Source organism: Pseudomonas sp. GW821-FHT09E12 (genome assembly GCF_059416085.1).
In genome coordinates this window covers 127,649-154,464 of record NZ_JBWKOM010000009.1, presented here as the reverse complement: position 1 = coordinate 154,464, position 26,816 = coordinate 127,649, and the positions used below count along the sequence as shown (strand labels likewise).

The 26,816-nt window shown below is 65.1% G+C and carries 25 protein-coding genes; 9 read left to right on the top strand and 16 right to left on the bottom strand.

Translation table 11 applies throughout. The annotated features are described in order from the left end of the window. Positions 1–72 precede the first annotated feature (72 nt). Entirely contained in the window at positions 73–1,980 is a 1,908-nt protein-coding gene (gene quiC / locus AC07PQ_RS24810; RefSeq protein ID WP_493186547.1) for a 3-dehydroshikimate dehydratase QuiC, read from the bottom strand. Between the two features lie 646 nt (positions 1,981–2,626). Here quiC and AC07PQ_RS24805 point away from each other — a divergent pair. After that, complete coding sequence (locus AC07PQ_RS24805) at positions 2,627–3,964, top strand: MFS transporter (protein WP_007928884.1); 1,338 nt, start codon at positions 2,627–2,629, stop codon at positions 3,962–3,964. A gap of 91 nt (positions 3,965–4,055) precedes the next feature. On the opposite strand, the gene AC07PQ_RS24800 is transcribed toward AC07PQ_RS24805, so the two are convergent. The 4 genes from AC07PQ_RS24800 to AC07PQ_RS24785 all read right to left on the bottom strand — a co-directional run bounded on the left by AC07PQ_RS24800 (position 4,056) and on the right by AC07PQ_RS24785 (position 8,211). Then, positions 4,056–4,934, bottom strand: a complete 879-nt coding sequence (locus tag AC07PQ_RS24800) for a DMT family transporter (RefSeq protein ID WP_493186548.1) — start codon at positions 4,932–4,934, stop codon at positions 4,056–4,058. 124 nt (positions 4,935–5,058) lie between these two features. Continuing rightward, positions 5,059–5,874, bottom strand: coding sequence for a sugar phosphate isomerase/epimerase family protein (locus tag AC07PQ_RS24795; RefSeq protein ID WP_007928886.1), 816 nt, complete (start codon positions 5,872–5,874; stop codon positions 5,059–5,061). A gap of 2 nt (positions 5,875–5,876) precedes the next feature. Beyond that, on the bottom strand, positions 5,877–6,932 hold the full coding sequence (locus AC07PQ_RS24790; RefSeq protein ID WP_493186549.1) for a Gfo/Idh/MocA family protein: 1,056 nt from the start codon (positions 6,930–6,932) through the stop codon (positions 5,877–5,879). Positions 6,933–7,434: 502 nt separating this feature from the next. Further along, positions 7,435–8,211, bottom strand: coding sequence for an IclR family transcriptional regulator (locus AC07PQ_RS24785; RefSeq protein ID WP_007928890.1), 777 nt, complete (start codon positions 8,209–8,211; stop codon positions 7,435–7,437). A 210-nt stretch (positions 8,212–8,421) separates the two neighbouring features. On the opposite strand from AC07PQ_RS24785, the gene AC07PQ_RS24780 reads away from it, so the two are divergent. Continuing rightward, positions 8,422–10,149 (top strand): FAD-dependent oxidoreductase, encoded by a 1,728-nt coding sequence (locus AC07PQ_RS24780; RefSeq protein ID WP_493186550.1) that lies wholly within the window; start codon positions 8,422–8,424, stop codon positions 10,147–10,149. A gap of 173 nt (positions 10,150–10,322) precedes the next feature. Here AC07PQ_RS24780 and pcaG read toward each other — a convergent pair whose 3' ends face one another. The 3 genes from pcaG to pcaQ form a co-directional block, all read right to left on the bottom strand. After that, positions 10,323–10,928 (bottom strand): protocatechuate 3,4-dioxygenase subunit alpha, encoded by a 606-nt coding sequence (gene pcaG / locus AC07PQ_RS24775; RefSeq protein ID WP_493186551.1) that lies wholly within the window; start codon positions 10,926–10,928, stop codon positions 10,323–10,325. A 10-nt stretch (positions 10,929–10,938) separates the two neighbouring features. Further along, positions 10,939–11,658 (bottom strand): protocatechuate 3,4-dioxygenase subunit beta, encoded by a 720-nt coding sequence (gene pcaH / locus AC07PQ_RS24770; RefSeq protein WP_007928900.1) that lies wholly within the window; start codon positions 11,656–11,658, stop codon positions 10,939–10,941. A gap of 103 nt (positions 11,659–11,761) precedes the next feature. Beyond that, positions 11,762–12,691, bottom strand: a complete 930-nt coding sequence (pcaQ, locus tag AC07PQ_RS24765) for a pca operon transcription factor PcaQ (RefSeq protein ID WP_493186552.1) — start codon at positions 12,689–12,691, stop codon at positions 11,762–11,764. Between the two features lie 139 nt (positions 12,692–12,830). Between pcaQ and ypfJ the strand changes: the two genes are divergently transcribed. Further along, a complete protein-coding gene (gene ypfJ / locus AC07PQ_RS24760) occupies positions 12,831–13,727 on the top strand; it encodes a KPN_02809 family neutral zinc metallopeptidase (RefSeq protein ID WP_085534569.1) in 897 nt (298 codons plus the stop codon). After that, a complete protein-coding gene (locus AC07PQ_RS24755) occupies positions 13,727–14,704 on the top strand; it encodes an alpha/beta hydrolase (protein WP_274304713.1) in 978 nt (325 codons plus the stop codon). Before ypfJ ends, AC07PQ_RS24755 begins: the two co-directional genes overlap by 1 nt. Before the next feature lie 120 nt (positions 14,705–14,824). Here AC07PQ_RS24755 and AC07PQ_RS24750 read toward each other — a convergent pair whose 3' ends face one another. The 3 genes from AC07PQ_RS24750 to AC07PQ_RS24740 form a co-directional block, all read right to left on the bottom strand. After that, on the bottom strand, positions 14,825–15,418 hold the full coding sequence (locus AC07PQ_RS24750; protein ID WP_493186553.1) for an HAD family hydrolase: 594 nt from the start codon (positions 15,416–15,418) through the stop codon (positions 14,825–14,827). Further along, a complete protein-coding gene (gene tesB / locus AC07PQ_RS24745) occupies positions 15,415–16,284 on the bottom strand; it encodes an acyl-CoA thioesterase II (protein ID WP_007928905.1) in 870 nt (289 codons plus the stop codon). Before tesB ends, AC07PQ_RS24750 begins: the two co-directional genes overlap by 4 nt. A gap of 101 nt (positions 16,285–16,385) precedes the next feature. Beyond that, positions 16,386–16,955, bottom strand: a complete 570-nt coding sequence (locus AC07PQ_RS24740; RefSeq protein ID WP_007928906.1) for a GNAT family N-acetyltransferase — start codon at positions 16,953–16,955, stop codon at positions 16,386–16,388. 74 nt (positions 16,956–17,029) lie between these two features. On the opposite strand from AC07PQ_RS24740, the gene AC07PQ_RS24735 reads away from it, so the two are divergent. Together AC07PQ_RS24735 and AC07PQ_RS24730 are read left to right on the top strand one after the other, a co-directional pair. Beyond that, positions 17,030–17,950 (top strand): histone deacetylase family protein, encoded by a 921-nt coding sequence (locus AC07PQ_RS24735; RefSeq protein WP_493186554.1) that lies wholly within the window; start codon positions 17,030–17,032, stop codon positions 17,948–17,950. A 759-nt stretch (positions 17,951–18,709) separates the two neighbouring features. Further along, positions 18,710–19,951, top strand: coding sequence for a TIGR03862 family flavoprotein (locus tag AC07PQ_RS24730; RefSeq protein WP_493186555.1), 1,242 nt, complete (start codon positions 18,710–18,712; stop codon positions 19,949–19,951). Positions 19,952–20,152: 201 nt separating this feature from the next. On the opposite strand, the gene rhlE1 is transcribed toward AC07PQ_RS24730, so the two are convergent. Next, the gene (rhlE1, locus tag AC07PQ_RS24725) at positions 20,153–21,487 is read right to left on the bottom strand and encodes an RNA helicase RhlE1 (RefSeq protein ID WP_007930755.1); all 1,335 of its coding nucleotides are present in this window, start codon (positions 21,485–21,487) and stop codon (positions 20,153–20,155) included. Positions 21,488–21,701: 214 nt separating this feature from the next. On the opposite strand from rhlE1, the gene AC07PQ_RS24720 reads away from it, so the two are divergent. Then, positions 21,702–22,157 (top strand): hypothetical protein, encoded by a 456-nt coding sequence (locus AC07PQ_RS24720; protein WP_493186556.1) that lies wholly within the window; start codon positions 21,702–21,704, stop codon positions 22,155–22,157. Between the two features lie 69 nt (positions 22,158–22,226). On the opposite strand, the gene yedA is transcribed toward AC07PQ_RS24720, so the two are convergent. After that, the gene (gene yedA / locus AC07PQ_RS24715; protein WP_493186557.1) at positions 22,227–23,141 is read right to left on the bottom strand and encodes a drug/metabolite exporter YedA; all 915 of its coding nucleotides are present in this window, start codon (positions 23,139–23,141) and stop codon (positions 22,227–22,229) included. Positions 23,142–23,302: 161 nt separating this feature from the next. On the opposite strand from yedA, the gene AC07PQ_RS24710 reads away from it, so the two are divergent. Next, positions 23,303–23,755, top strand: a complete 453-nt coding sequence (locus AC07PQ_RS24710) for an Lrp/AsnC family transcriptional regulator (protein ID WP_007930752.1) — start codon at positions 23,303–23,305, stop codon at positions 23,753–23,755. A 125-nt stretch (positions 23,756–23,880) separates the two neighbouring features. Here AC07PQ_RS24710 and AC07PQ_RS24705 read toward each other — a convergent pair whose 3' ends face one another. From AC07PQ_RS24705 to AC07PQ_RS24695, 3 genes are all read right to left on the bottom strand, one after another. Continuing rightward, positions 23,881–24,492: a 3'-5' exonuclease gene (locus tag AC07PQ_RS24705; protein ID WP_007929135.1), complete on the bottom strand. Its 612-nt coding sequence runs from the start codon at positions 24,490–24,492 to the stop codon at positions 23,881–23,883. Positions 24,493–24,524: 32 nt separating this feature from the next. After that, a complete protein-coding gene (locus AC07PQ_RS24700; RefSeq protein ID WP_007929138.1) occupies positions 24,525–25,004 on the bottom strand; it encodes an NYN domain-containing protein in 480 nt (159 codons plus the stop codon). A gap of 138 nt (positions 25,005–25,142) precedes the next feature. After that, entirely contained in the window at positions 25,143–25,925 is a 783-nt protein-coding gene (locus tag AC07PQ_RS24695; RefSeq protein ID WP_007929140.1) for a DUF2076 domain-containing protein, read from the bottom strand. A 180-nt stretch (positions 25,926–26,105) separates the two neighbouring features. Here AC07PQ_RS24695 and AC07PQ_RS24690 point away from each other — a divergent pair, with 180 nt between their 5' ends. Further along, positions 26,106–26,765 carry a DUF7847 domain-containing protein gene (locus AC07PQ_RS24690; protein WP_007929142.1) on the top strand — a complete coding sequence of 220 codons (660 nt, stop codon included), beginning with the start codon at positions 26,106–26,108 and terminating at the stop codon, positions 26,763–26,765. Positions 26,766–26,816 lie beyond the last annotated feature (51 nt).

Sequence of the window (26,816 nt, the reverse complement as noted above, 5' to 3'; positions counted from 1 at the left end):
GCGATTATGGGCCGCCTCGCGCAGCGAAGGAAAGCAGGACGGCGGCCCTTTGCCGCCGCCGTTACGAAACTCCTACAACTTCGCGTGCCGCACCCCGCCACTGCGCGACTTGGCCATGGCCGCCAGGCGTACCGCGACGTTCGCCGCGCCATACCCGACATAGCCATTCTTGCGCTGGATGATCTCGAAGAAGAAGCGCCCCTCGAACGGCTCGGTGTAGACATGGAACAGCTCGCCACCCTGGGTGTCACGGTCGTAGAGCACGTTGTAGTAGGCCAGTTCGCTGAGGAACTCGTCGTCGAAATCGAAGCGCGCCGCCAGGTCGTCGTAGTAGTTGAGCGGGATATCCAGCAGCGGCACGCCCGCCTCCTTGGCCCGGCTGACTTCGGCAAAGATATCGTCGCAATCGAAGGCGATGTGATGCACGCCCGAGCCGCCGTAACTGGACAGCGCATGGGAGATCGCGGTCTTGCGGTTCTCGGAAATGTTCAGCGGCAAACGAATGGTGCTGCAACGGCTGCGCAGCGCCCGGCTCTTCACCAGGCCGTAGGGGTCGGGCAGCACCACTTCGTCGTCGGCGGTGAAGTCCAGCAGGCTCTTGTAGAACAGCACCCAGCTGTCGAGGCTGTCGGCCGGCAACGCCATGGCCATGTGGTCGATGCGCTTGAGGCCGCCCTTGGCCACCACGCCGGGGAGCATATTGAAATCGGTGTCGTACAGGTTCCCGCCCTGCTCCTGGTCCACCAGGTAGATCAGGCTGCCATCCAGCTCGCGTACGGAGGCCAGTTCCAGTTCGTTGGGGCCCACCAAGCCGCGGTACGGCTGGCCCTTGTAGGCCACTGCGCGCTCCAGCGCCTTGGCGCTGTCCTTGACCCGGATCGCCGTGGCGCACACCGAGGGGCCGTGGGCTTCGAAGAAGCTGTGGGCAAAGGAATAAGGCTCGGAGTTGAGGATCAGGTTGATATCGCCCTGGCGCATCAGGCTGACATTCTTCGAGCGGTGCTGGCCGGCCCTGGCGAACCCCAGGCGTTCCAGCCAGCCGCCAAGCTTGGCGCCCAGCGCTTCGTCCACGGCGAACTCGAGAAACTCGGTGCCGCCATATTCACTGGCCGGCGGCGGCGCGAACAGCGTATCGATATTGGCCACCGGCGTGGCTTCCTGCGCCAGGCGCTGGCGGGTTTTCTCCTCGAGGTACAGCAGCGAGCGCAGGCCGTCCGCGGCGTTGGCCCGGGGTGGCGCGGCGCGGAAACCGTCGTTGAAGATCTCCAGGGACAAAGGCCCGGTGTAGCCGCTCTTGATGATCGGCGCGAGGAACCCCGGCAGGTCGAAATCGCCCTGCCCCGGGAAGCAGCGAAAATGCCGGCTCCACTCCAGCACGTCCATGGCCAGGATCGGCGCGTCGGCCATCTGCACGAAGAATATCTTGTCCCCGGGAATCTCGGCGATCGCCGCCGGGTCGCCCTTGAGCGACAAGGTGTGGAAGCTGTCGAGCAGCACGCCCAGGCTCGGATGGTCGGCCTCACGGACGATGTCCCAGACCTGTTGATAAGTATTGACGTGCCGGCCCCAGGCCAGGGCTTCGTAGCCGATCCGCAGGCCACGGCTGCCAGCGCGCTCGGCCAGCAGGCGCAGGTCGTCCACCAGGATCTGCCGATCGCCGACGCTGTCGGCCGCGGCATTGCTGCACACCAGCACCAGGTCGGTGCCCAGTTCCTGCATCAGGTCGAACTTGCGCTCGGCGCGTTCCAGGTTGCGTTGCAGGCGGTCGCGGCGGCAGCCTTCGAAATCGCGAAAAGGCTGGAACAGGGTGATGGCGATGCCCAGGTCTGCGCACATCTGGCGGATTTCCCGAGGGCTGCCGTCGTAGTAGAGCAGGTCGTTCTCGAAAATCTCCACACCGTCGAAACCGGCGGCGGCAATGGCTTCGAGTTTTTCCGGCAGGGTACCGCTCAAGGAGACGGTGGCAATGGAGCGCTGCATGTTTCAACTCCCGGTAATGACCACAGATCGGGCGCCGTGCCTGTGGCCGCTGCCGCAGGTCCTCCAGCGCACTGAAGATCCCGCGCCCGCTTCGCGGGCGATCGCAGCCTGCGGCAGCGGCTACAGGTACGTTTGTTATTGGATGGGGCGGATTATTGAGCCGGGCAGTACAGACAGCAATTCAAAGTGTACGAACCAGTTAGTTTTTCGTGCGATTATCGAACAAAATGGCCGTTGGCGAATTGACGATTTTTCGTCCGCTGCGCACCATCGACAGCACATTGAGCCGGCACCTAAGCGCCGGCTTCAATCGTCCAAGACCCAGAACACACCATAAAAATTTCAAAAATCGGGTACACCCTCATGCTTGCACTCAACGCCACACCTCTCTGTCTGGCCCTCTGGCCCTCACCCGGCCAGACCTCCAACAGCCGCCTTCAGACGGACGCACTACGGCCCCTGGGCTGACCATGCCCGCACGCTGACCAACCCGCTTTCCACCGCCGCGCCCGACGCGCGTCGACCAAAGCACTCAGCCGATCGATCATCGAGTTCATCCGCGGTCCGTCCGCACAGTCGACAATCGATCACGCGCCCTTGAGTCCCGACGAGTTGTCCCTCGTCAGTCATTGAACGGATGGCACACATGATTCCTTCTCAAAGCTCCCGCATGGCCCCGAGCCTCGGCACCGCCTCCGGCGGCATCGGCGACAAGATCCGCGGCGCCATGGCGGTCGGCAAGACCCGCTGGGGCATGCTCGCCCTGGTGTTCTTCGCCACCACCCTGAACTACATCGACCGCGCCGCCCTGGGTGTGATGCAGCCGATCCTGGCCAAGGAAATGAGCTGGACGGCGATGGACTACGCCAACATCAACTTCTGGTTCCAGGTCGGCTACGCCGTCGGTTTCGTCCTGCAAGGACGGTTGATCGACCGGGTCGGCGTCAAGCGCGTGTTCTTCTTCGCCGTGCTGTTGTGGAGCCTGGCCACCGGCGCTCACGGCCTGGCCACTTCGGCCGCGGGCTTCATGGTCTGCCGCTTTATCCTCGGGCTGACCGAGGCCGCCAACTACCCGGCCTGCGTGAAGACCACACGCCTGTGGTTCCCGGCCGGCGAACGCGCCGTGGCCACCGGCATCTTCAACGCCGGGACCAACGTCGGCGCCATGTTCACGCCGATGCTGCTGCCGTTGATCCTGCATGCCTGGGGCTGGCAGGCGGCATTCCTGTGCATGGCTGCGCTGGGCGGCATCTGGCTGCTGTTCTGGGGCCTGAAGTACTTCAACCCGGAAGATCACCCGAGCGTCAAACAGTCCGAGCTCGAGTACATCCAGAAAGAAGTCGAACCGGAACAGGCCCGCGTGCCTTTCTCGCGCATCCTGCGTATGCGCGGCACCTGGGCTTTCGCCCTGGCCTACTCGATCACCGCGCCGGTGTTCTGGTTCTACCTGTACTGGCTGCCGCCGTTCCTCAACCAGCAGTACAACCTGGGCATTAACGTGACCCAGATGGGCATCCCGCTGATCATCATCTACCTGACCGCCGACTTCGGCAGCGTCGGCGGCGGCATCCTCTCGTCGTTCCTGATCGGCCGCGGGGTCAACCCGATCAAGGCGCGCCTGATGTCCATGCTGCTGTTCGCCTGCTGCATCGTCGGCGTGGTCATGGCCGCCGGGGCCAGCAACCTGTGGCTGGCGGTGTTCGCCATCTCCCTGGCCATCGGCGCGCACCAGGCCTGGACCGCCAACATCTGGAGCCTGGTGATGGACTACACGCCCAAGCACATGATGAGCACGGTGTTCGGTTTCGGCGGCATGTGCGCGGCCATCGGCGGCATGTTCATGACCCAGCTGGTGGGCCATATCCTGACCGTCACCAACAACAACTACACCGTGCTGTTCACCCTGATCCCGGCGATGTACTTCATTGCCCTGACCTGGATGTACTTCATGGCCCCACGCAAGATTCCAAAAATAGAAGACTGACGCTTTCCTCTCGCAGGCCCGGTTCCGGGCCTGCTTTTTTCTCCCCCCTTCTCTCAGTCGATACCGGCTGTCCTCCCGTTGCCAACGCCACTCAGCGCCGCCGCTGTTGCCAGGCAGCCGCCAGGCCGCTGAGGCAGATCACCGCGATGCCCAGCTGGGTGATTGGCTGCGGCGTATGGCTGAACAACAGCCAGCCCAGCAATCCGGCGAAGACGATCTGGCAATAGCCGAACGGTGCCAACAGCGCCGGCGCCGCATGGCGGAAGGCCTGGGTCAGGAACAGGTGGGCGGTCATGCCGCAGGCCCCCAGCGCCAGCATCAGCGCGCCATGGACAAAGCCCGGCACCTGCCAGAAGAACGGCACCAGCGCGCTCATCACCAGGGTGTTGCACAGGCCGGCGAAGAAGTTGCTGGTGGTCGGGCTGTCGTGCTCGGCGAGCTTGCGGGTCAGCAGTTGGTAAAAGCAGAAAAACAGTGCCGAGCAGAAAGGCAGCAGCACCGCTGGGGTGAACAGGTCGCCACCCGGGTGAACGATGATCAGCACCCCGATAAAACCGCAGATCACCGCCAGCCACTGGCCCTTCGTGACCCGCTCGCCCAGCAGCGGCACCGACAGCGCGGTGACCAGCACCGGCGCCAGGAAGTTGACCGCCGTGGCTTCGGCCAGCGGGATAAACAGCAGCGCCGAGGTGAACAGCAGGCTGGTGCCGAGCAGGCACAAGGCCCGCGCCAGTTGCAGCAACGGCCGCTTGGTGCGCAACACCCGCAGGCCCGATTGCGGCAGGAAGATCCCGGCCATCAGCAGGGTATGAACCAGGTAGCGGGCCCAGACCACCATCACGATCGGATAGAACCCCGAGAGGTATTTCGACAGGGCGTCGTGGCTGGCGAACAGGAAGGTCGCCACGACGACCAGCAGGATGCCCTTGAAGGGCTGGTTGACACCGGAAAGGGGTGTACTGAGGGTCATCCGCGGAGTCTCTCAAGATAGGGTTTGTTTGTAGAAAACAGCTTCGCGGGCAAGCCTCGCTCCTACAGACGCGGCGTCCGTAGGAGCGAGGCTTGCCCGCGAAAAGGGTCACACCTGCTACCCGCTAAAGCCGGGCCAACAACGCCCGGGTCTTGTCCAGGGCCATTTGCGCCCGCTCCAGGGCGCCGACACCCTGTTCGAGCAATTTCACCGTGGGGATCTCCAGGCTCAACGGCAGGTTGGCCGGCAGACAATGCAAGAGCCCCGCCAGGTCGCAATCGCCATCCCCGGGGAAACGCCGCTCGTTGCGGGCCTGGCGCAGGATCTCCTGCATATCGTCCGGTCGCGGGCCGGCCACGTCGCACAGCTGGGCATAACGCAGCCGTGACGGCGCGACCTTTGCCAAGTCCTCCAGGCGCGAGGCCGAGCGATCGAAGTGGAATGCATCCACCAGCACGCCGGCGTTGTCGCGGCCGGCGTTCTCCACCACCCGCAGCGCCTGTTCCAGGTTGCGTGCATCGGTCCAGGGCATGAACTCCAGGTGCGGGTGCAGGCCGTAGATCGACGCCAGGTCGCACAGTTCGGCGAAGCGCTCGGTCATGCGCCCCTCGTCGGGGTCGTTGCCGGCCACCAGCAGCTCGCTGGCGCCGAACTCCGCGCCGACCGCCAGCACCGCTTCGAAATCCGCCACCCGGGTGTGCGGTTCGAGCCGCAGGATCTCCACATCCAGCACGCCGACGCCGGTGTCGCGCAGGCGGCTCAGGGTCTGTCGGCGCAGCTCGGCATCGGCCACCAGGGCAAAGTGATGCTCCTGTGGCGTCGCCGGTACCAGGCGCAAACCGACGTGGCTGTAACCGGCACGGGCCGCCACCTCGACCATCTGCGGCGGTGAAATTTCCAGCACCGTGAGGCTGGCCAGGGACAGAATACGTTCGCTCATGCTCATCCCTCGATCAGCGCCGGGGCACAGGCCCGACCGGTCACCGCCGCTTCGCGGATCGCCTCGATCAGCGCCAGGGTCCGCGCCGCATCGGCCACGCTGACCAGCGGCTCGACCTCGCGTCGCGCCACTTTGACGAAATGCTGCAACTGCAGGCGCAGGGCCTCGGCGGCGGTGAAAGGTTCCTCGACCGCCAGCAACGGCTGATGCCAGCCGGCGCCGGCCTCGGCGTACTGCCAGCGCTTGAGCTGCGGAATGCTCAGGGCGCCAGCGGTGCCAGCCAGCAGGTAGCACGGCTGGTCGGCCTGGCGCGGGTATACCGGGTTTTCGCCGGAATCCAGCTCCCAGCTCCAGGGCGCCGCCACGGCGTCGGAACCGGTCAGGCTGCCCAGGGCACCGTTGGCGAATTGCAGCAGGACGGCGGCGCAATCCTCGTTGGCAAAACCACGCACCGCGTTGCTGGTGACGGCCTGCACCTGATGCACCTCGCCGCACAGATGACGCAGCAGGTCGAGGTCGTGAATCAGGTTGGTCAGCAGCATCCCGGCCCCGGGTTCGCGGCGCCAGGGAATCTCGAAATAGCTGTCGGGCTTCTGCAACTGCCAGAGCGCGGTGACCGTGGTCAGCCGGCCCAATGCCCCGCCCCGCACCAGCGCATGGGCGCGAACGATCAGCGGATTGTGGCGCCGGTGATGCCCGACCAGCACCGGGACGCCGCTGGCTTTCACCGCGGCCACCAGTTCGCGCGCTTCATCCAGGTGCACGCCAACCGGTTTCTCCAGCAGCACCGGCACCCCGGCCGCCAGGCAATCCAGGGCGGTGCCGACGTGCAGGTTGTTCGGGTTGGCGACTATCACGGCGTCGGGGCGGGCCTGTTCGAGCATCAGTCCATGGTCGGGGTAATACGGCACCTGCCACTGCGCGGCGATCCCGGCGGCTAGCGTACCGGGATCGGCCACGGCGCAGAGCCTGGCCTCGGTGAGGGTCTTGAGGTGCTGGTAATGCTGCTGGCCCATGTTGCCGGCGCCGATCAGGGCAATGCGCAAAGGCGAGTCCAAGGCGGGATCCTCTTGTGATTGTTATGGGAACGTGAGATTTCAAATATTTAGAACTCGGTTCCACTTTCACACAAGAGCAAAACGAAATAGTGTCCGATCAACGAACAGCTTTAAGGCTTGAGATCGTGAAGGCCCTACGACCAGCGTGGCCCGGGCTTATCGCAGGCTGCGCCAGCGGCTACAGAACACGAGGAAACCCTGTAGCCGCTGCCGAGCCCCGCGAGGCTGCGATCGGGCGCGCAGCGGCCGCAAAACCGGCGACCGCGCTCAGCCTGTCCCACCCGTGGTGAGCGGTTTTGCGGCTCCTGCGGAGCCGATCGCAGGCTGCGCCAGCGGCTACAGAAAACGGAGGAAACCCTGTAGCCGCTGCCGAGCCCCGCGAGGCTGCGATCGGGCGCGCAGCGGCCGTAAAACAGGCGACCGTGTTGAGCCTGCCACACCGCAGTGAACGGTTTTGCGGCTCCTGCGGAGCCGATCGCAGGCTGCGCCAGCGGCTACAGGCTCAGCTGAAGAGTTCGGAGGCCTGGCTGGCGGCCGAGAGTTCGTCGGTGAACTTCAACAGCAGCGGCGCCAGTTCATGCAGGCGCGCCAGCGGCATGCGCGCGCTGGGGCCGGCGATGCTCAGCACTCCGACCACCCGGCCGTCGACCGGATGACGCACCACCGCGGCCACCGCCGAGGTGCCCACCGCCGAACTTTCCTCGACCCAGGCGTAGCCCTGTTCCCGGGCCAGGCGCAGGCGTTCGAGCAGTTCGATGTTCGAGCGCGGCGCGTTAGGGCCCAGGTCCGCGGGGATCTCGGCGGCCTGGCGCTCCACCAGCGATAACGCCTCAGCATCGCTCAAGCAGGCCAGCCAGGCATGCCCGGAAGCGGTATAGAACAACGGCGCCTCGCGGCCCATGTCGGGGTCGTAGCGCAACCCGGAACGGGCGCCCTGGGACTTGGCGATCCAGGTCTGGCGCTCGTCCTCGATCACCCCGAGGCGCACCAGCTCGCCGGTTTCCTGGGCCAGCCGGTCGAGCACCGGCTGGACGATATCCGCGCCGCTGCTGGACAGGTAGCGAAAGCCCATGGCCACCAGCTTGGTCGACAGGTGATAGCGCAGGTTGTCCGGGTTCTGGCGCACATAACCCAGGCGGATCAGCTCCGCCAACAGCCGGTGGGTGGCGCTTTTGGGGATGCCCAGCTGCTCGGCCAGGGTCTGCATCGGCAGGCCGCGAGGGTCGCTGGTAAGACTTTCCAGAACGCTGAAGACGCGCTCGATTTGACTGCCGGCCATGGTCGGGTCCAGACGAAATTTGGCCGATTCTAGTGACAACCGGCGCAATGGGGAAACACACCGCGGCCTCGTTCGATAACCGCCCATAAAAACCTCGGCACGGCGCAGATGATCCTGCCCTCGCCTTGCTGCCGACTATTCGACTCCGTATATTTTTTGGAATCAAGTTCCAAAAATAATAATCATTCGTTTAGCGGAGTTGCTTCTTCCATGCCTGCCATCGCCTCCCTGCACCACCCCGATATCGATTGCGACGTGCTGGTCGTCGGCTCCGGCGCCGCCGGCCTTTCGGCGGCCGTGACCGCGGCCTGGCATGGCCTGAAGGTCATAGTGGTGGAGAAAGACCCGGTGTTCGGCGGCGCCACCGCCTGGTCCGGCGGCTGGGCCTGGGTGCCGTGCAACCCGCTGGCGCGACGCGCCGGCATAGTCGAGGACGTGGAACTGCCGCGGACTTACCTGAAACATGAACTGGGCGAACGCTACCGGCCAGCAATGATCGACGCCTTCCTCGAAGCCGGCCCGCGCATGGTGTCGTTCTTCGAGCGCCATACCGCGCTGCAATTCGCCGACGGCAACGCCATCGCCGATATCCACGGCGATACGCCGGGCGCCGGCACCGGCGGACGCTCGGTGATCGCCGCGCCCTACGATGGGCGCGAGGTCGGCACGCTGCTCAAGCGCCTGCGCAAGACGATGCGCGAAACCTCGTTCATCGGCATGCCGATCATGGCCGGCGCCGACCTGACGGCCTTCCTCAACCTGAGCCGTTCGCTGCCGGCAGCCTGGCATGTGAGCAAACGCGTCGCTCGCCACCTGCGCGACCTCGTCACCCATCGCCGCGCCCTGCAACTGGTCAATGGCGTGGCGCTGGTGGCGCGCCTGGCCAAGTCGGCGCAGGACCTTGGCGTGCTGCTCTGGGAGTCGGCGCCGGTCACCGAATTGCTGCGTGACGGCGACGCGGTGACCGGAGCGATTGTCAGCAGCGCCACCCGGGGGCCCATTCGTATCCACGCCCGCAAAGCGGTGGTGCTGGCGGCCGGTGGTTTCGCCAACGACATCGAGCGGCGCAAGGCACTGTTCCCACGCACGCCCACCGGCCACGAGCATCTGGCCCTGCCGCCGCTGGCGGTCTCGGGCGACGGCTTGCGCCTGGGGGAAAGCGTCGGTGCCCGGGTCGATACCGACATGGAATCCCCCGTGGCCTGGGCCCCGGTTTCCGCGGTGCCCTACCAGGACGGCAGCCACGGGCATTTCCCGCACATCATCGAGCGCGGCAAGCCGGGAGTCATCGGCGTCTTGCGCAACGGCCAGCGCTTCGTCAACGAAGCCGACGGTTACTACGACTATGTGCGAGCGATGGTCGCGGCGGCGCCCGAGGGCGAAGAAGTGGCGTCGTGGCTGATCTGCAGTCACCGGTTCCAGCGCCGCTATGGCCTGGGCATCTCCCGGCCCTTCCCGGTGCCGCTGGCGCCCTTTATCCGCAGTGGCTACCTGAAACGCGGCGCGAGCATCGAGGAACTGGCCGAGGCCTGCGGCATCGATGCGGACGGCTTGCGCGCCACCCTGGCGGAATACAACCGGCATGCCCGACAAGGCCAGGACCCGCTGTTCGGCCGGGGCTCGACGCCCTACAACCGCAAGCAGGGCGACCCGCGCCAGCAACCCAACCCGTGCGTGGCGCCCATCGAACAGGGGCCTTTCTACGCGGTGAAAGTCCAGCCGGGCTGCTTCGGCACCTTCGCCGGGCTCAAGGTCAACCCCCACGCCCAGGTGCTCGACGGCCAGGGCCAGGCCATCGCCGGCCTGTATGCCGCCGGCAGCGACATGGCCAGCATCATGGGCGGCCACTACCCCGCCGGCGGCATCAATCTCGGCCCGGCGCTGACCTTCGGCTATATCGCCGGGCGGCACATCGCGGGCGCCAGCGATTACGAATAAGCCAGCAATCAACTTCGAAAAGGGTGTGGTTCCTGAGATCGCTTGAAGGCCCTGCGGACCTTATCGCAGGCTGCGCCAGCGGCTACAGAAAGCACGGAATCCCTGTAGCCGCTGCCGAGCCCGCGAGGCTGCGATCGGCTCCGCAGGAGACGCCCGCGGTTACGGATGGCCAATCAGAAATCGAAGAACACCGTCTCCTCTTCCCCCTGGATGCGGATATCGAAGCGGTACGCCCGCTGCCCATCCACGTCACAGGGATGCGCCAGCAGGGTGTCGCGCCGCTGCGGCTGCTCGATCAGGTTCAGCACCGGGCAGGCGGCGTTGGCTTCCGGCTCGTCGGCGAAATACAGGCGAGTATGCAGGTGGATGTTGATCCCCCGGGCGAACAGCGCCACGTTGATGTGCGGCGCCATCGGCGCCCCGGCGGCGTTGTTCACCACGCCCGGCTTGACCGTGTGCAGCGTCCACTCGCCGGCATCGAAGGTGGTGGCCGTGCGCCCGAAGCTGTTGAAGGCTTTCTCCGAATCGAACACTGGGTCGTAGACGCCCTCGTGGTTGGCTTGCCAGAACTCGAGGAACGAGTCGCGCATCAGATGGCCGTTACCGTCATACACATGGCCGATCAGCAGGATCTTTTCCCCCTGGGCGTCGGGCCCGGCCATCCGGTTCCAGATCTCGTCGCTGCGGGTCGGGTTGCCCGCGGCGGCCAGCGCCAGGCCGATGTGCACATAAGGGCCGGCTGTTTGCGAAGGGGTTTCAGGCAGCAATTGGATAGGCATGGCGGGCTCCTCAGCAATTCTCGAAGTGGGTCTTGCGCTGGCCGCGCAACACGATGTCGAAGCGATAGGCCAGGCAGTCCATCGGGTTGGCGCTGCTCATGTCCAGCCGCGCGATCAGGCTCTGCACCGCGTCCGGGTTGGCGATCGACTTGACGATCGGGCACAGCGGGATCAGCGGGTCGCCCTCGAAATACAGCTGGGTGATCAACCGCGTGGCGATCGACGGCCCGCTGATGGAGAAGTGGATATGCGCCGGGCGCCAGTCGTTCGGGCCGTTGCGCCACGGGTAAGGGCCGGGCTTGATGGTGCGGAAGCTGTAGTAGCCATCACGGTCGGTCAGGGCCCGGCCGACACCGCCGAAGTTCGGGTCCAGGGGCGCCAGGTAACGGTCGTTCTTGTGCCGGTAGCGACCACCGGCGTTGGCTTGCCACATCTCCACCAGGGTGTGGGGAATCGGCTGGCCGTACTGATCGCAGACCCGGCCGGCGACGATGATCCGCTCGCCCACCGGCAAGCCGCCGTTATTGAAATTGAGCAGCAGGTCGTTGTCGAAACGCCCGGTCTTCAGATGGGAGAAATCGGGGCCGCTGGTTTCGCTCAGCGATTGCGGGATGCTCACCAGTGCCTGGCGTGGCGAACGGGCCACGGAGGTCTTGTAGTCGGGGGTCAGGGCCTTGGGATGCCAATTACGGTCACGGATAACGAAACGACTGCTGTCTGCATCGGACATGTCGGTCTCCTGTTGTTTGATTTATGGAGCGCAGCCCACGCAGTTTCAAACAACAGCAGCCCGGCGACTATTGAAAAGCCCCCTCAACAACATAACCAAACGGTTATGGATAACGCCCCTCGCGATAGGCCTGCCCGACCTCCCGCAGCACCTCGACGCACCATTGCGCCGCCAGCGATAGCGGCAGGCTGGCATTGCTGGAGATGCCCACCGAGCCGCCCGGCTCACGCTGCCCCAGCTCGATCTCGCGCAGCTCGCCGTTGGCCAGGTCCAGGCGCACCGCATCCAGCGGGGCGATCCACAGCGCATCGCTGGACAGCGCATAGCGCCGGCTCAAGGCCACCGAGAGGGTCTCCAGGCGCTGGCGCGACTGGCTGATGCCGCATTGCACGAACAGGCTGTCGGCGAACTTGCGGATGGTGGTGCCGGCCAGCGGCAGTACCAGCGGGTAGCGCTCCAGCGCATGCCGGTCCAATGGCCCGTGCAGCAACGGATGATCGGGGCGCGCCACCAGGGTCATCGACTCGCTGTACAGATGCTCGAAGCTCAGGCCCTGGATCTGCGGGCTGTCCGTCATGCGCCCGACCACCAGGTCGACATCGCCGACCCGCAACTGCGACAGCAGGTAGGCGCTGGGGCCGGTGACCACGCTCACCACCAGCGCCGAATGCCGTTCGTGCAGGCGCCGCACCACCTCCGGCAGCAGCAGGCTTTCGGCGGTCGAAAGCACACCCAGGCGCACCACGCCGGCGGCATATTCGCCACCTCGCAGGGTGTTCACCCCCTCGCGCAGGGCCTGCACCGAGGGCCCGGCGTAACGCAGAAAGGCCATGCCGGCCTCGGTCAGGCTGAGCCCGGCCTTACTCCGGGCGAACAGCCGGGTATCGAGCAGTTCTTCCAGTTCCTTGAGGGTTTTCGACATCGCCGGCTGGCTTACCGCGAGCACATCCGCCGCCCGCGCCAGGCTGCCCTGGCGAGACATTTCAAGAAAACATACGAGGTGACGGAATTTGATGCGGGTATCGATGTTCAAAGGAGGCCCCGGATGTGTCGCGACAGGATCGATGCGGCTGTGGGCCATGGTAGCGTGCATGCAAAAGGCTGACGACCGGACTGGCGTCTGCCCTACTCACCAGCAACACTGATCAGCAAATTAGAACGAGGATTCACCCATGCTTTGGAAGAAAGGACGGCGCAGCGACAACGTGGTGGATGCTCGCGATGACAGTGGCGGCGGTGGAGGCGGCGGTCTGCGCTTTGGCGGCGGCAAGGGCCTGAGCCTGACCGCCATCATCCTGATCGTCGGCATCGGCTGGGTCACCGGCCAGGACCCGCTGCAAATCCTCGGGCAGCTCGCCGGGCAGATGGACCAGTCCTCGGCGCCCGCCACCACCCAGCAGACCCGCCAGGCGCCGCCGGCCAACGACGAGCAGGCGGAATTCGTGCGCTCCATCCTCGGCGACACCGAAGACACCTGGGGCCAGATCTTCCAACAGGCCGGACGCGCCTATCAGCAACCCAAGCTCATTCTGTTCCGTGGCCGGGTGAACTCCGCCTGCGGATCGGCGACCTCCGCCACCGGCCCGTTCTACTGCCCGGCCGACCAGCAGGTGTACCTGGACATGGACTTCTTCCGCGAGATGGACCAGCGCTTCTCGGCCGCCGGCGACTTCGCCCAGGCCTACGTGATCGCCCACGAAATCGGCCACCACGTACAGACCCTGCTCGGCGTCTCGGCGAAGATCCAGGCGGCCCGCCAACAAGGCCGGCAGATGGAAGGCGACGGCGGCCTGCTGGTGCGCCAGGAACTGCAGGCCGACTGCCTGGCGGGTGTCTGGGCCAACCATGCGCAGAAACGCCTGAACTGGCTGGAGCCGGGGGATATCGAAGAAGCCCTGAACGCCGCCAATGCCATCGGTGACGACCGCCTGCAACAGCAAGGCCAGGGCCGCGTGGTACCGGACTCCTTCACCCATGGCAGCTCGGCGCAACGGGTACGCTGGTTCAAGGCCGGTTTCACTCAAGGCCAAGTTGCCCAGTGCGACACCTTCGCGGCGAAGAGTCTGTAATGCGCCGGGTACTGGTGCTGCTCACGCTATGGATGATCTGCGCCGGTGCGCAGGCAGCGGAAAATGGCGTCAAGACGATCAGCCCCGCGCGACTGAACCTCGAAGGCGGCGAACTGGCCATCGGCCTGAGCCAGGACTGGCAGCGGCCGCTGCCCGAGGTCCAGCGGGCGCTGATCATTGTCCACGGGCGTCTGCGTAACGCCCAGACCTACCTGCAAAGCGCCGAACAGGCCACCAGCCAGGTCGGGCAAAGTGCGTCCACCCTGGTGGTCGCCCCGCAGTTTCTCAACCAGAGCGATATCGAGCGTCACCAACTACCCGGTTCGCTGCTGCGCTGGCAGGGCAATGACTGGATGGCCGGCGAGCCGTCCAGCGGGCCCAGGGCAGTCAGTTCCTATGCGGTGCTGGACGCGATCATCACGCGGCTGAGCGATCGCCAGCAGTTCCCGTCCCTGACCGAGATCGTCATCGCCGGCCACTCCGGTGGCGCCCAGGTGGTGCAGCGTTTCGCCCTGCTCGGCCAGCACCATCCGGGCCTGGAGGATGACGGCATCAAGCTGCGCTACGTCATCGCCAACCCGTCGTCCTATGCCTACTTCGACGAGCAGCGCCCGGTGAAGGTCGATGCCGGCGCGTGCCCCGGTTTCAACCGCTGGAAGTACGGCCTGCTCAAGCTGCCGGCCTACGCCGCCGGCCAGACCGCGCAGCAACTGGAACAGCGCTACGTCAAACGCGATATCACCTACCTGCTAGGCAAACAGGACACCGACCCGCACCACCCGGCGCTGGACACCAGCTGCGCCGCCGAGGCCCAGGGCGCCTACCGCTTGATTCGCGGGCACAACTACTTCGACTACCTGAAACAGCGTCATCCCCAGGGATTGCAACAGCAATTGATCGAAGTGCCCGGGGTCGGGCATGACGGCGACAAGATGTTCACTTCGCCCGAGGGGCAGAAGGCATTGTTCGGCCAATAAACAGAGTGAGATCAGCAAGAACGCTATCGCGGGCAAGCCTCGCTCCTACAGGTTCGTTGTCGTACCCGGCAGAGGGCTACAACGCAGATCCGTAGGAGCGAGGCTTGCCCGCGATGCTTTTTAAGCCAGCACCATCCGCCGCAGCGCGCTGCAATCCTCGGCATGCCAGTCGGCCAGCTCCGGCCACGGGTTATCCGGCAGGTTGACCAGCACCGTGTGGGTGCCCGCCGCGCGACCGCAATCAAGGTCGAAGCGGTAGTCGCCGACCATCACCATTTCGGCGGGCGCCACCTCCCAGGCCGTGGCCAGCTTCAGCAAGCCGCCCGGGTGAGGCTTGGGCGGTGCTTCGTCGCGCCCCAGCACGTCCTCGACGGCAAAGCAGTCGGCCAGGCCGATGGCCTCCAGGGTGACATGGGCCAGCTCCCGCGCATTGCGGGTCAGGATGCCCAGGCGATAGCCCCGCGCCGCCAGCTCCCGCACCAGCTCCACCGCCCCCGGCGCCGGCCGCGAACCCAGCGCCAGGTCGCGTTCGTGCTCCAGCAGCCAGGCGTGTTTCGCCGCGGCTTCGACGGCGGGCAAGGCCGCGAGGTGGGTCAGGATGTCGTGCTCCGGCGGGATCCCCAACGCCTCGCGGATGGCCGCGAAATCGTGCACGGCCACCGTCAGGGTGCCGTCCATGTCGAACACCCAATGCCGAACCTCGGCCAGGCTCATGCCCAGTCCTTGCGGTGGCGGATCAGGCCTTCCTGGGTCACCGACGCCACCAGCTGGCCGGCGCGGTTGAACACGCTGCCACGGGAGAAACCGCGGGAATTGCCGGCCCACGGACTGTCCATGGCATACAGCAGCCAGTCGTCGGCGCGCAGGTCGGCGTGGAACCACAGCGCATGGTCGAGGCTGGCGACCTGCATGTCCTTCTGCCACACCGACTTGCCGTGGGGCAGCATCGAGGTGGTCAGCAGGCCGAAGTCCGAGGCGTAGGCCAGCAGGTATTTATGCAGCGCGGGAATGTCCGGCAGGCTGCCGTCGGCGCGGAACCAGACGTATTTGATCGGGTCCGCCGGCTGCGGGTTGTAGGGGTCTTTCTCGGTGACCGGGCGCACTTCGATGGGCTTGGGGCACAGCAGTTTCTCGCGCATGTGCTCAGGGATAAGGTGCGCTCGCTGCTGGGTGATCTCCAGCTCCGACGGCAGGTTTTCCGGGCCGACCACCTGGGGCATCGTGTCCTGGTGCTCGAAGCCTTCCTCGTCGTACTGGAACGAGGCGCTGCAGGTGAAGATCGGGTTGCCCTTCTGGATCGCCGTCACCCGGCGGGTGCTGAAACTGCCGCCATCGCGTACCCGATCGACCTGGTACACCACCGGCAACGCCGCGTCGCCCGGGCGCAGGAAATAACCGTGCAGCGAATGCACATGGCGGGCCTCTTCGACAGTCTGGCTGGCCGCGGACAGGGACTGACCCAATACCTGGCCGCCGAACAGCTGGCGGAAACCCAGGTCTTGGCTGCGACCGCGAAACAGGTTTTCCTCGATCGGTTCCAGGGTCAACAGGTCGACCAGATCATCCAACACGTGGCTCATTCAGACTCTCCTCACACAGAGCAATGCCGCGCAGTCTTCGCTGCTGCGGTCGATTCAATCGGGTTCACACACATGGGCACACTCCAGATGCCCCCGACCTGCTATCCATGCAAGGTTTCCAACCATTGTTCGCGGTTGATGCGATACAGCACATGATGACGCAGCGGATGCTCGCTGCCGAGCTTTGGGTGATCGAAATCGTCGTGCGCAGCGTGTTGCATGCCGATGGCCTGCATGACTTTCTGCGACGGCAGATTGCTGGTGGTGGTGAAGGCGACGATCTCCTTCAGGGCCAGGCGATCGAAACCACAGCGCAGCGCGGTCCAGGCCGCTTCGCTGGCATAGCCCAGGCCCCAGTGCTCGCGCGCCAGGCGCCAGCCGATTTCCACCGCCGGGGTGAACGGCGCCTCGAAGCCCACCACGCCCAGCCCGGTAAAACCGATAAAGGCCCCGGTATCCTTGCGCTCCAGCGCCCACGTGCCAAAACCGTGCTCGGCGAAATGCCCACGGATCCGACCGATCAGCGCGGCGCTTTCCAGGCGGCTCAGGGGGGCCGGAAAGTAACGCATCACTTGCGGATCGGCACACATCGCCGCGAACGCCGGCAAATCCTCGTCGCGCCACTGGCGCAACAGCAGTCGAGCACTTTCGAGTTGCAGTATCGGCTCCATCGTCCCCTCCATTTCCATGCGTGCCAGTCTACATCGCTGGTAGGATCCTTTTCGGATTCCTACATGAAATTGCCATGCCACTGCCGCTGATCTACCACGAAGACTACAGCCCTGAGTTCCCGGCGGAGCACCGCTTCCCCATGGACAAGTTTCGCCTGCTGCGCGACCACCTGGTGGACAGCGGCCTGACCCGCGATGCCGACCTGCTGCGCCCGGAACTGTGCCCCAGGGAGACTCTCGCCCTGGCCCACGACCCTGGGTATATCGAACGCTATATGGCCGGCGAGTTGTCGCGGGAAGACCAGCGGCGCCTCGGCCTGCCCTGGAACGAAGCCCTGGCCCGGCGCACCGTGCGCGCCGTCGGTGGCTCGTTGCTGGCCGCCGAACAGGCCCTGGAGCATGGCCTGGCCTGTCACCTGGCAGGCGGCACCCATCACGCCCACTACGACCACCCGGCGGGCTTCTGCATCTTCAACGACCTGGCGGTGATCAGCCATTACCTGCTGGAAGCCGGACGGGTCGGCCGGGTGCTGATCTTCGACTGCGACGTGCACCAGGGCGACGGCACCGCGCGGATTCTCGAACATACCCCGGATGCCGTGACCGTCTCGCTGCACTGCGAAAAAAACTTCCCGGCGCGCAAGGCCACCAGCGACTGGGACATCCCCCTGCCGATGGGCATGGGCGACGCCGACTACCTGAAGGTGGTCGACGATGCCCTCAATTACCTGCTGCCGCTGTACCAGCCGGACCTGGTGCTGTACGACGCCGGGGTGGATGTGCACCAGGACGATGCCCTGGGTTACCTGAAGCTGACCGACCAGGGCGTCGCCGCCCGCGACGAACAGGTGATGCGCCATTGCCTGGGCCGCGACATCCCGGTGCTCGGGGTGATCGGCGGCGGCTACAGCAAGGACCGCCAGGCCCTGGCCCGGCGCCACGGTATCCTGCACCACAGCGCGCAACGGGTGTGGACGTCATTGGGTTGCCATTGAAAAATGAGCGCCGCCGCATCATCAGGTTGTCATCAAAAGGTGGGCGTCTTACCCCCAACGGCTGTGGAGCCGCTTATGGATAACCTGCGCGTAAGCCGCTGCATGCCAGGCAATACAAGCCCTCCAGCCCGCTGCTCATTTTTCGACCAACACCTATGGCCGCTGCCGTAGGCGGCGATCGGCCGGAACGCTCGCTGGCGTCGGCACTGGCGCTGGAGGTCCTGCGGGCCTGTCGCAGCCTGCGGCAGCGGCTACAGAAATGGGGGCCGGTCGCGTCATCGGGTTGTCATCAAAAGATGGGCGTCTTACCCCCAACCGCTGTGGAGCCGCTTGTGGATAACCTGCGCGTAAGCCGCTGCACGCCAGGCAATACAAGCCCTCCAGCCCGCTGCTCATTTTTCGACCAACACCTATGGCCGCTGACGTAGGCGGCGATCGGCCGGAACGCTCGCTGGCGTCGGCACTGGCGCTGGAGGTCCTACGGACCTTGCGCAGCCTGCGGCAGCGGCTGCAGAAATGGGGGCCGGTCGCGTCATCAGGTTGTCATCAAAAGATGGGCGCCTTACCCCCAATCTCTGTGGAGCGGCTTGTGGATAACCTGAGCGCAAGCCTCTGCAGCCCATGGGATACAAGCCCTGCAGAGCATTGAACGTTTTTTGATCAACCCCCTGCATAAGCCGCTGCGGGACGCATGGAGCATTGGCGGCGGGCCTGCCTCGGGTAGAATGCCTGGCTTATTCCGCCACGCTGCCGCCCGCCATGACCTTATCCCGCACCACCCTGCCCCATCACGTCGCCATTATCGGTGGCGGCCCCACCGGCTTGATGGCGGCCGAGGTGCTGAGCCTGGCGGGCCTGCGCGTCGATCTCTACGACGGCATGCCATCGGTAGGCCGCAAGTTCCTGCTGGCCGGGGTCGGCGGCATGAACATCACCCATTCCGAGGCCTACCCGGCCTTCCTCTCGCGTTATGCCGAACGGGCCCCACAGATGGCCCCGCTGTTGCGCGAGTTCGGCAGCGAGGCGTTGTGCCAATGGATTCACGGCCTGGGCATCGAGACGTTCGTCGGCAGCTCGGGCCGGGTGTTCCCCACCGACATGAAAGCCGCGCCGCTGCTGCGCGCCTGGCTCAAGCGCCTGCGCGATGCCGGCGTGGTTATCCACACCCGTCATCGCTGGCTCGGCTGGAATGTCGATGGCAGCCTGCGCATCCACAGCCCGGAAGGCGAAAAATCGGTTCAGGCCGACGCCGTGTTGCTGGCGCTGGGTGGCGGCAGCTGGTCGCGCCTGGGTTCGGATGGCGCCTGGATGCTGCCGCTGGAGCAGCGCGGCGTGCAACTGGCGCCCCTGCAACCGAGCAACTGCGGGTTTGAGGTGCAGGACTGGAGCGATCTGCTGCGCAGCAAATTCGCCGGTGCCCCGCTGAAGAACGTGGCCATTGGCCTGAACGACGACATCCCCCGCCTCGGCGAGTGCGTGATCACCACCACCGGGATCGAGGGCAGCCTGATCTACGCGCTGTCGGCACCGATTCGCGAGGCAATCAACAAGCACGGCACCGCCACGGTGCATATCGACCTGTTGCCGGGCAAACCCCATGACCGGATCCAGGCCGCGTTGAGCAAGCCACGGGGCTCGCGCTCCATGGCCAAGCACCTGCACAGCCAGGTGGGCATCGATGGGTTAAAAGCCGCGCTCTTGCGTGAACTGACCAGCGCCGACTGCTTCGCCGACCCGGCGCTGCTGGCCAAGGCGATCAAGGCCCTGCCGCTGACCCTGGTGAAAACCCGGCCCCTGGACGAAGCCATCAGCAGCGCCGGCGGGGTGACGTTCGAGGCCATGGACCAACGCCTGATGCTCAAGCAATTGCCCGGCGTGTTCTGCGCCGGGGAGATGCTCGACTGGGAGGCACCCACCGGCGGCTACCTGCTCACCGCGTGTTTCGCCAGCGGGCGGGCAGCGGGGTTGGGGATGCTCGAGTGGTTGCGGGAAAAGGCCTGAACCCGGCGCAGGCCCTGTAGCCGCTGGCGCAGCCTGCGATCGAGGTGGGCGGCATTCCGACACAGTCCTCGTAAAACCAGACGACCCGGTTCTCTTGGAGAAACCGGGTCGTTTGGTTTGGCGGCCGCTACGTCGGAATGCCGCCCATGCCGATCGCAGCCTCGCGGGCTCGGCAGCGGCGACAGGAGCGGTGTTGATCGCTTACGGCTTGCGCTTGCGCGGCCCGGTGTTGAACGCCGGCACCTTGCGCACCGGTTTCACCGCCGGAGCTTCGGCCACTTCGCCACTGTCCACCCACTTGCCCAGGTTGCGCTTGCCGCCTCCGCCGGAAGTCTTGGGTTTCTTCGGCTTTTTCGGCTTCTTGATCACCTGGCCGCTGGCGTCGGTTTCCGGTACCCGGTGCTCCGGGATGAAGTCCGGCTCGTCGTGGCGCTTGAGGGTCTGGCGGGTCAGCATCTCGATGGCCGACAGCAGGTTCACTTCATCGGCGCACACCAGCGAGATCGCCTCACCGGTGGAGCCGGCGCGGCCGGTGCGGCCGATGCGGTGGATGTAATCCTCGGCGACGATCGGCAGGTCGAAGTTGACCACCAGCGGCAAGTCCTCGATGTCCAGGCCACGGGCCGCGACATCGGTGGCCACCAGGATCTGGATCTCGCTGGCCTTGAAGCGGTCCAGCGCCCGCTGGCGGGTGGCCTGGGGCTTGTCGCCATGGATGCCGTCGGCGTTCACGCCCTGGCCCTGCAGCCTTTCCACCAGCGCGTCCACGCCGTTGCGGGTCTTGGCGAACACCAGCACCTGCTTCCAGCGGTTCTTGCGCAGCAGGTGGCTGAACAGCTCCGGCTTGCGCTTCTTGTCCACCGTCACCACCCATTGCTTGACGGTGTTGGCGGCAACGTTGCGCGGGCTGACTTCGATGCTCAGCGGGTCGTTGAGCATCTGCCCGGCCAGCAGGCGGATGTCATCGGAGAAGGTCGCGGAGAACAGCAGGGTCTGACGCTTTTTCGGCAGGGCGCGATAAATGTTCGCCAGCTCTTCGGAAAAGCCCAGGTCGAGCATGCGGTCGGCTTCGTCCAGCACCAGGGTCTGCAACTGGTTGAACTTCAGCGCGTTCTGGCGGAACAGATCGAGCAGGCGGCCCGGCGTGGCCACCAGCAGGTCAACGCCGCCGCGCAGCTTCATCATTTGCGGATTGATGCTGACGCCGCCGTATACCGCGTAAGTGCGCAGCGGCAGGTTCTCGGCGTACTGGCGCACCGCTTCGTGCACCTGTTCGGCCAGTTCGCGGGTCGGCACCAGAATCAGGGCGCGCACCGAGTTGGCGGAGACTTTCGGCCCTTCCATGGCCAGCAACTGCAACAGCGGCAAGGCGAAGCCGGCGGTCTTGCCGGTGCCGGTCTGGGCCGCGGCCATCAGGTCGCGACCGCCCAGCACCGCCGGAATGGCTTGCGCCTGCACCGGTGTCGGGGTCTGGTAGCCAAGCGTTTCGAGGGCGCGCAGCAAGGGTTCGATCAGGCCAAGAGTGGCGAATGTCATGGGGATACCGTAGGGAGATTGTCAGCGCAGGTGTGCAATGGGCGGCAGTTTACCCTAATTCAGGCGGGTTTCTTTCGGGCTGACGAGTTGCCCCGCAACAGGTCGCCAGCTGGCGGGCATGAAGAATGCAGGTGGACGCGCCTTGAGGTACGGGAGGAGAATTCAGCCCCTTTTTTCCCTATCGCACCTTTGAAGATCCAGGAGCCTGACCTGTATGGATACACCCAACCCCTTCCAGACACCGACCGCCGAATTGCAGACCCCGGCGGCGACTGCGCCATTGCGCCTGTACAGCATCAACGCTGTCGGCCTTGCCACCTTCCTCGGCACTTCCGTGGCGGGGTCCTACATGATCGCCGCCAACCTCAAGGCGCTCGGCCGTGAAAGCGAAGTGAAGAAGGCCTGGTACATCGGTATCGGCCTGCTCATCCTGATGATGGTGCTGGGCGCGGTGCTGCCGGAAAGCGTTCCAGCCGTGGTCTTCGTACTGCCACCGATTTTTGCGATGAACACCTACGCACGCCAGCTCTTCGGTCCGGTCGTCGTCGAACACAAACTCAGCAAGGGGCCTTTCTTCTCGTTGTGGCGCGTCGCCGGGATCAGCCTGCTGTTCATGCTGGCCTTCGTCCTGGTGCTGCTAGCGCTGGTGATGCTGTCCAACCCGGACTGAGTACGACAGGCTGGAACAAAAAACGCCGGGCAATGCCCGGCGTTTTTGATCATGCGCCAACAGGCCATTTCAAGCGGTGGCTTCTTCCTGTATCGCGGTGGCTTTTGGTTTGCGCCACTGCGGCAGGCCGATCAACACCACGGCACTGATGATCACCACCATCGCCAGCGCCTCCTCCAGGCCGATGGTCTCGCCGACAAACACGATCCCCAGCAGCACCGCTACCGCCGGGTTGACGTAGGCATAGCTGGTGGCCGCCGCCGGACGCACATGCTTGAGCAAGTACATGTAGGCGTTAAAGGCGATGATCGAGCCGAAGCCGATCAGGTACGCCAGGGCTGCCCAGCCTTCGATCGGCGGAACGGCGGCCAGTTGCTCGCCGCTCAACCAGCTGCCGATCAGCAGCACCACGCCGCCCACCAGCATCTCGACGGCACTGGCCATCGCCCCTTGCGGCAACGGCAGGTGCTTGCTCCACACCGAACCGAAGGCCCAGGCCGCCGCCGCGAACACCAGCAAAGCCGCGCCGGTCGGGCTCGACTGCAGGTTGGAACCGAGGTTGAGCATGGCGATGCCGATCAGCCCGAGGACGATCCCGGCCCATTCCAGGCGAGTGTTGCGCGCCCCCCAGAAGTAACCGCACAGCAGGGTGAACAACGGCACCGTGGCCACCGCCAGGGCCGCCACTCCGGACGCCACGCCCATGTGTTCGGCGACAGTGACCGCGCCATTGCCGCAGCTCAGCAGCAGGATGCCGATCACCCCCGCAGCCCGCCATTGCGCCCAGGTCGGTGCCGGCGCCCCGCGCCAACGCAGGAAGCCGTACATCAGGCTGCCGGCGATAACGAAACGGATGCCGGCGAGCATCAGCGGCGGCCAGTATTCGACACCGATACGGATCACCAGGTAGGTCGACCCCCAGATCACGTACAACGCAGAAAAGGCGGCAATCAGGGGCAAGGGAAAACGGCGTAGGCCAGGCATGGGAAGCTCGAAGACAGGACGAGGGAGAGGGTTATTCTAGAAAGCCGGCCGGCGGAACTTAAGTTACAAAACCTGTTTAAAGCATCGGTACACTTTTCAAAACATGGAGATTCTGGCTATAAACCATGCTTTCGAAAGTCGCTGAGTTTGAGAGCCTTATCATGGATAAATATGACCGCATGCTCCTCGCCGCCCTGCTGGAAAATGGCCGGGCGAGCTACGCCGAGCTGGCGCGCAAGGTGAACCTCTCCGCCCCCGCCGTGGCCGAACGGGTGGCCAAACTCGAAGCCAGCGGAGTGATCACCGGTTACCAGGCCAAGGTCGACCTGGCCAAGCTCGGGCTGCCGATCCAGTGCGTGATCGAACTGCGCATGGCCCAGCACGGTAATCAGAAGGCCTATGACGAACTGAGCCGGATCCCGCAACTCACCGAATGCCAGCGGGTCACCGGCGATCCGTGCGTGATCATGCGCGCCGCCGTCGGCTCGATGCCGGAGCTGGAAGAGCTGATCAACCGGGTAGCGAAGTACGGGTTCAGCAAGACCTCGATCGTGCTCTCCAGCGCCATCGAACAGCGCGTGCCGCTGGGGCATCTGGAGAGCAACGGCAAGTGAACCCAGCCAGCGCCGACTGTGTAGCCGCTGCCGCAGGCTGCGATCGGCTCCGAAGGAGACGCGCTCTTGAGGGCCTCGGAAGACTCTTCGAGCCTTATCGCAGCCTGCGGCAGCGGCTACAGGAGTCAGGCGCCGCGATGGCGCTTGAGGTGTTCGCCGATCTTGGCGGCCGGCACTTTCTGCAATTTGCATAGGAAATCGTGGGACAGCTCGCGCAGCCCGTGTTTCTGCCGCAGCTCCAGCGCCAGGTGGGCGGTGAGGTTGGCGGCCATTTCCGCATCGGCCATGGCCCGGTGAGCCTGGCCGGTATGGGGCAGGCTGGCGAAACTGGTGAGGGTGCCGAGCTTGTGGTTGGGCGCCGCCGGCATCAGCCGTCGCGCCAGCAACAGGGAACAGGCGAAGTTCTGCAAGCGGGTGCGCTTGATCCGGCCGAGTTCGTAGTCCCAGAACTTCTGGTCGAACGCAGCGTTGTGCGCCAGCAGCGGCGTGGTGCCGACGAACTCATTGACCTCGTTCATCACCTGCTCGGCCGGCGGCGCGCCGCGCAGCATGGCGTTGCTGATGCCGGTCAGTTGTTCGATGAAGGCCGGCACCCGCACGCCGGCGTTCATCAGGCTCTGGTAACGCTCGACGATGCGCCCCTGCTCAAGGATCACCACGGCGATTTCCGTGGCCCGGCAACTGCTGCTCGGGGAGATCCCGGTGGTTTCAAAGTCGATGACTGCGATGCGTTCCAAACCTGCCCAGCTCCGTACAAAAAATAGTCAGCTCAGCTTTTGAGCAGTAGCGCGCCTTCGATCGGCACGTAGCGCGTGGCCGCGCGAATCAGCGAATTGGCGGTCAGCCCCGGCACGCCATAGGCCACCGCTTCGACCCCGTGCTTGCTGATGATGCGCTCGAGCAACAGGTCGAAATCGCCATCACCGGAAGCCAGCACCACTTCGTCGACATGGGCGGCGGCGTCCATGATGTCGATGGTGATACCCACGTCCCAGTCGCCCTTGGCCGAGCCGTCGCTGCGCTGGATATAGGGTTTGAGTTTTACCGTGAAGCCCAGGTTGCGCAGGATCTGCTGGAACTGCTGCTGCTTGCTGTCGCCCCGGTCGATCGCATAGGCGTAGGCCTCGACTATCTGCCCCTGCTGGCTGATATCGGCCCACAGGGCGGCATAGTTGAAGTGGCAGCCATAGGCCTGGCGCACGGTGTAATAGAGATTCTGGACATCGGCGAACACAGCGATTTTTTTCACCGCTTATCCTCATGGCGCTCACGCGCGCGAACTGGGCCGGGACTCAAACCCTGAAAAAGTCGCCCAGTATGCCAGCCAGAAGGAAGGTTCCGCGAATAATCGGTCCGGGACGCTGTTGCGTTCCGGACCGATGGCGGATCAGACGAAGGAATCGTCGTCGGAAAAGAACGAGCTGTCGTCGTTGCCGTAGTCGGCATCGCTGAAACCACCCTGGTCGTTGTTGCCCCAGGAGTCGTTGTTGGCCATGCGCTGCTCGTCATTGCCCCAGCCACCCGCGTTGTCGCTGGCGGGTGCCGGTTCTTCCTTGATCACTTCGACGATTTCCTGCGGCTGCTGGTTGCCATGGAACAGGCTGCTGAGACCTTGCGCCAGCATCACGCCACCCGCCACGCCGGCGGCAGTTTTCAGCGCGCCACCGAGGAAACTGCTGCCAGCCGCGGCCGGAGCCTGCTGGGGTGGCGCGGCATAGTTCTGCTGGGGATAGCTCTGTTGCGGGTAGTTCTGCTGCGGCTGCGGGTTGAACGCCGGCCGCGCCGGTTCGCGCCAGCCACCGCCGGACGAGGCCGGAGCGCTTTGCGTCGGCGCCGGCTGCGGATCGCGGGAACCGCTGCCGAAGATGCTCGAAAGGAAGCCGCCACCGCTGCTGGGCGCCGGCGCCGCGGCCTGGGACCTGGCCTGCTGCAGCTCGGCCTGCAGTTGCTGGACTTGCTGGGTGAGTTGCTTGTTCTGCTCGTCGAGGCTCTTGATTGCCGCCTCTTGCACCAGAATCGCCTGGGTCATGAAATACCCGGCGGCAGGCTGCCGGGTCAGATGCTCCTTGATCCGCGCCTCGGCCTGGGCGTCGCGCGGGGCTGAATCCTTCTCGGCTTGCTGCAACCGTGAAAACAGTCCATCGATCAGGGTTTGCTCTTCGCTGTTCATGGCGACCTCTTTAGATTGCCGGTAAAAAACGGGGCCTTGTCCGTCATGCGCAAGGTGCAACCAGTAATGGGGCTACCCAGCGAGCTTTCAATGGCCTTTACCTAACGTTTACGTTTGCTCGCCCCGGGGCTGCATCGGTTAAAGTGTCCAACCGCTTTTTGTGATCTGCGATAACCACTGATGAATCCGTTAACCGTTCTGCGCGACTCCCTGTACTTCTGCCAGCGCAACCTGGGCCGTATCGTCCAACTGTGCCTGCCGCTGGTGGTCCTCGAAGCGCTGCTGCAGCAGGCGGTCGACAGCTCGCTGGGCCCCGAGGCCTTTCCCGGCTACAGCGTGATCGTCGGCCTGCTGATCTACCCGCTCTACACCGGGGTACTGATCCTGTTTCTAGATGCCCGCAGCCGTGGCGAATCGCCATTGGCCCGCGACCTGCTCGCCGCAACCGTCAGCCTGTGGCCGCGCTTTGCCCTGCTGACCGCCATCAACACCCTGCTGATCCTGCTGGGCCTGTCGCTGTATTTCCTGCCCGGGCTGTGGCTGATGGTGACCCTGGCCTTCGCCGAATACCTGCTGGTGCTCAAGGGCCTGCAACCACTGGCCGCGATCAAGGAAAGCTTCCGCCTGACCCGCGGGCACTTCCTGCGGATCCTGGTCTGCATCCTGGCCGTGATGGCCCCGTTGTGGGTGCTCAAGGGCGCCAGCCTGGCGGCGTACCCCGAGCCGGGTCCGATGCTGTCGCTGCTGATCGAAAGCGCCCACAGCTTCCTGCAGTTGTTCACCAGCGTGGTGGTATTCCGCCTGTTCATGCTGATCGGCGACTCGCCTGACCAGCAATGACCCCGGGGGCCGACCGCTCTACCCCTTGGGCCGCGGTCCCGCTCTCGGTTA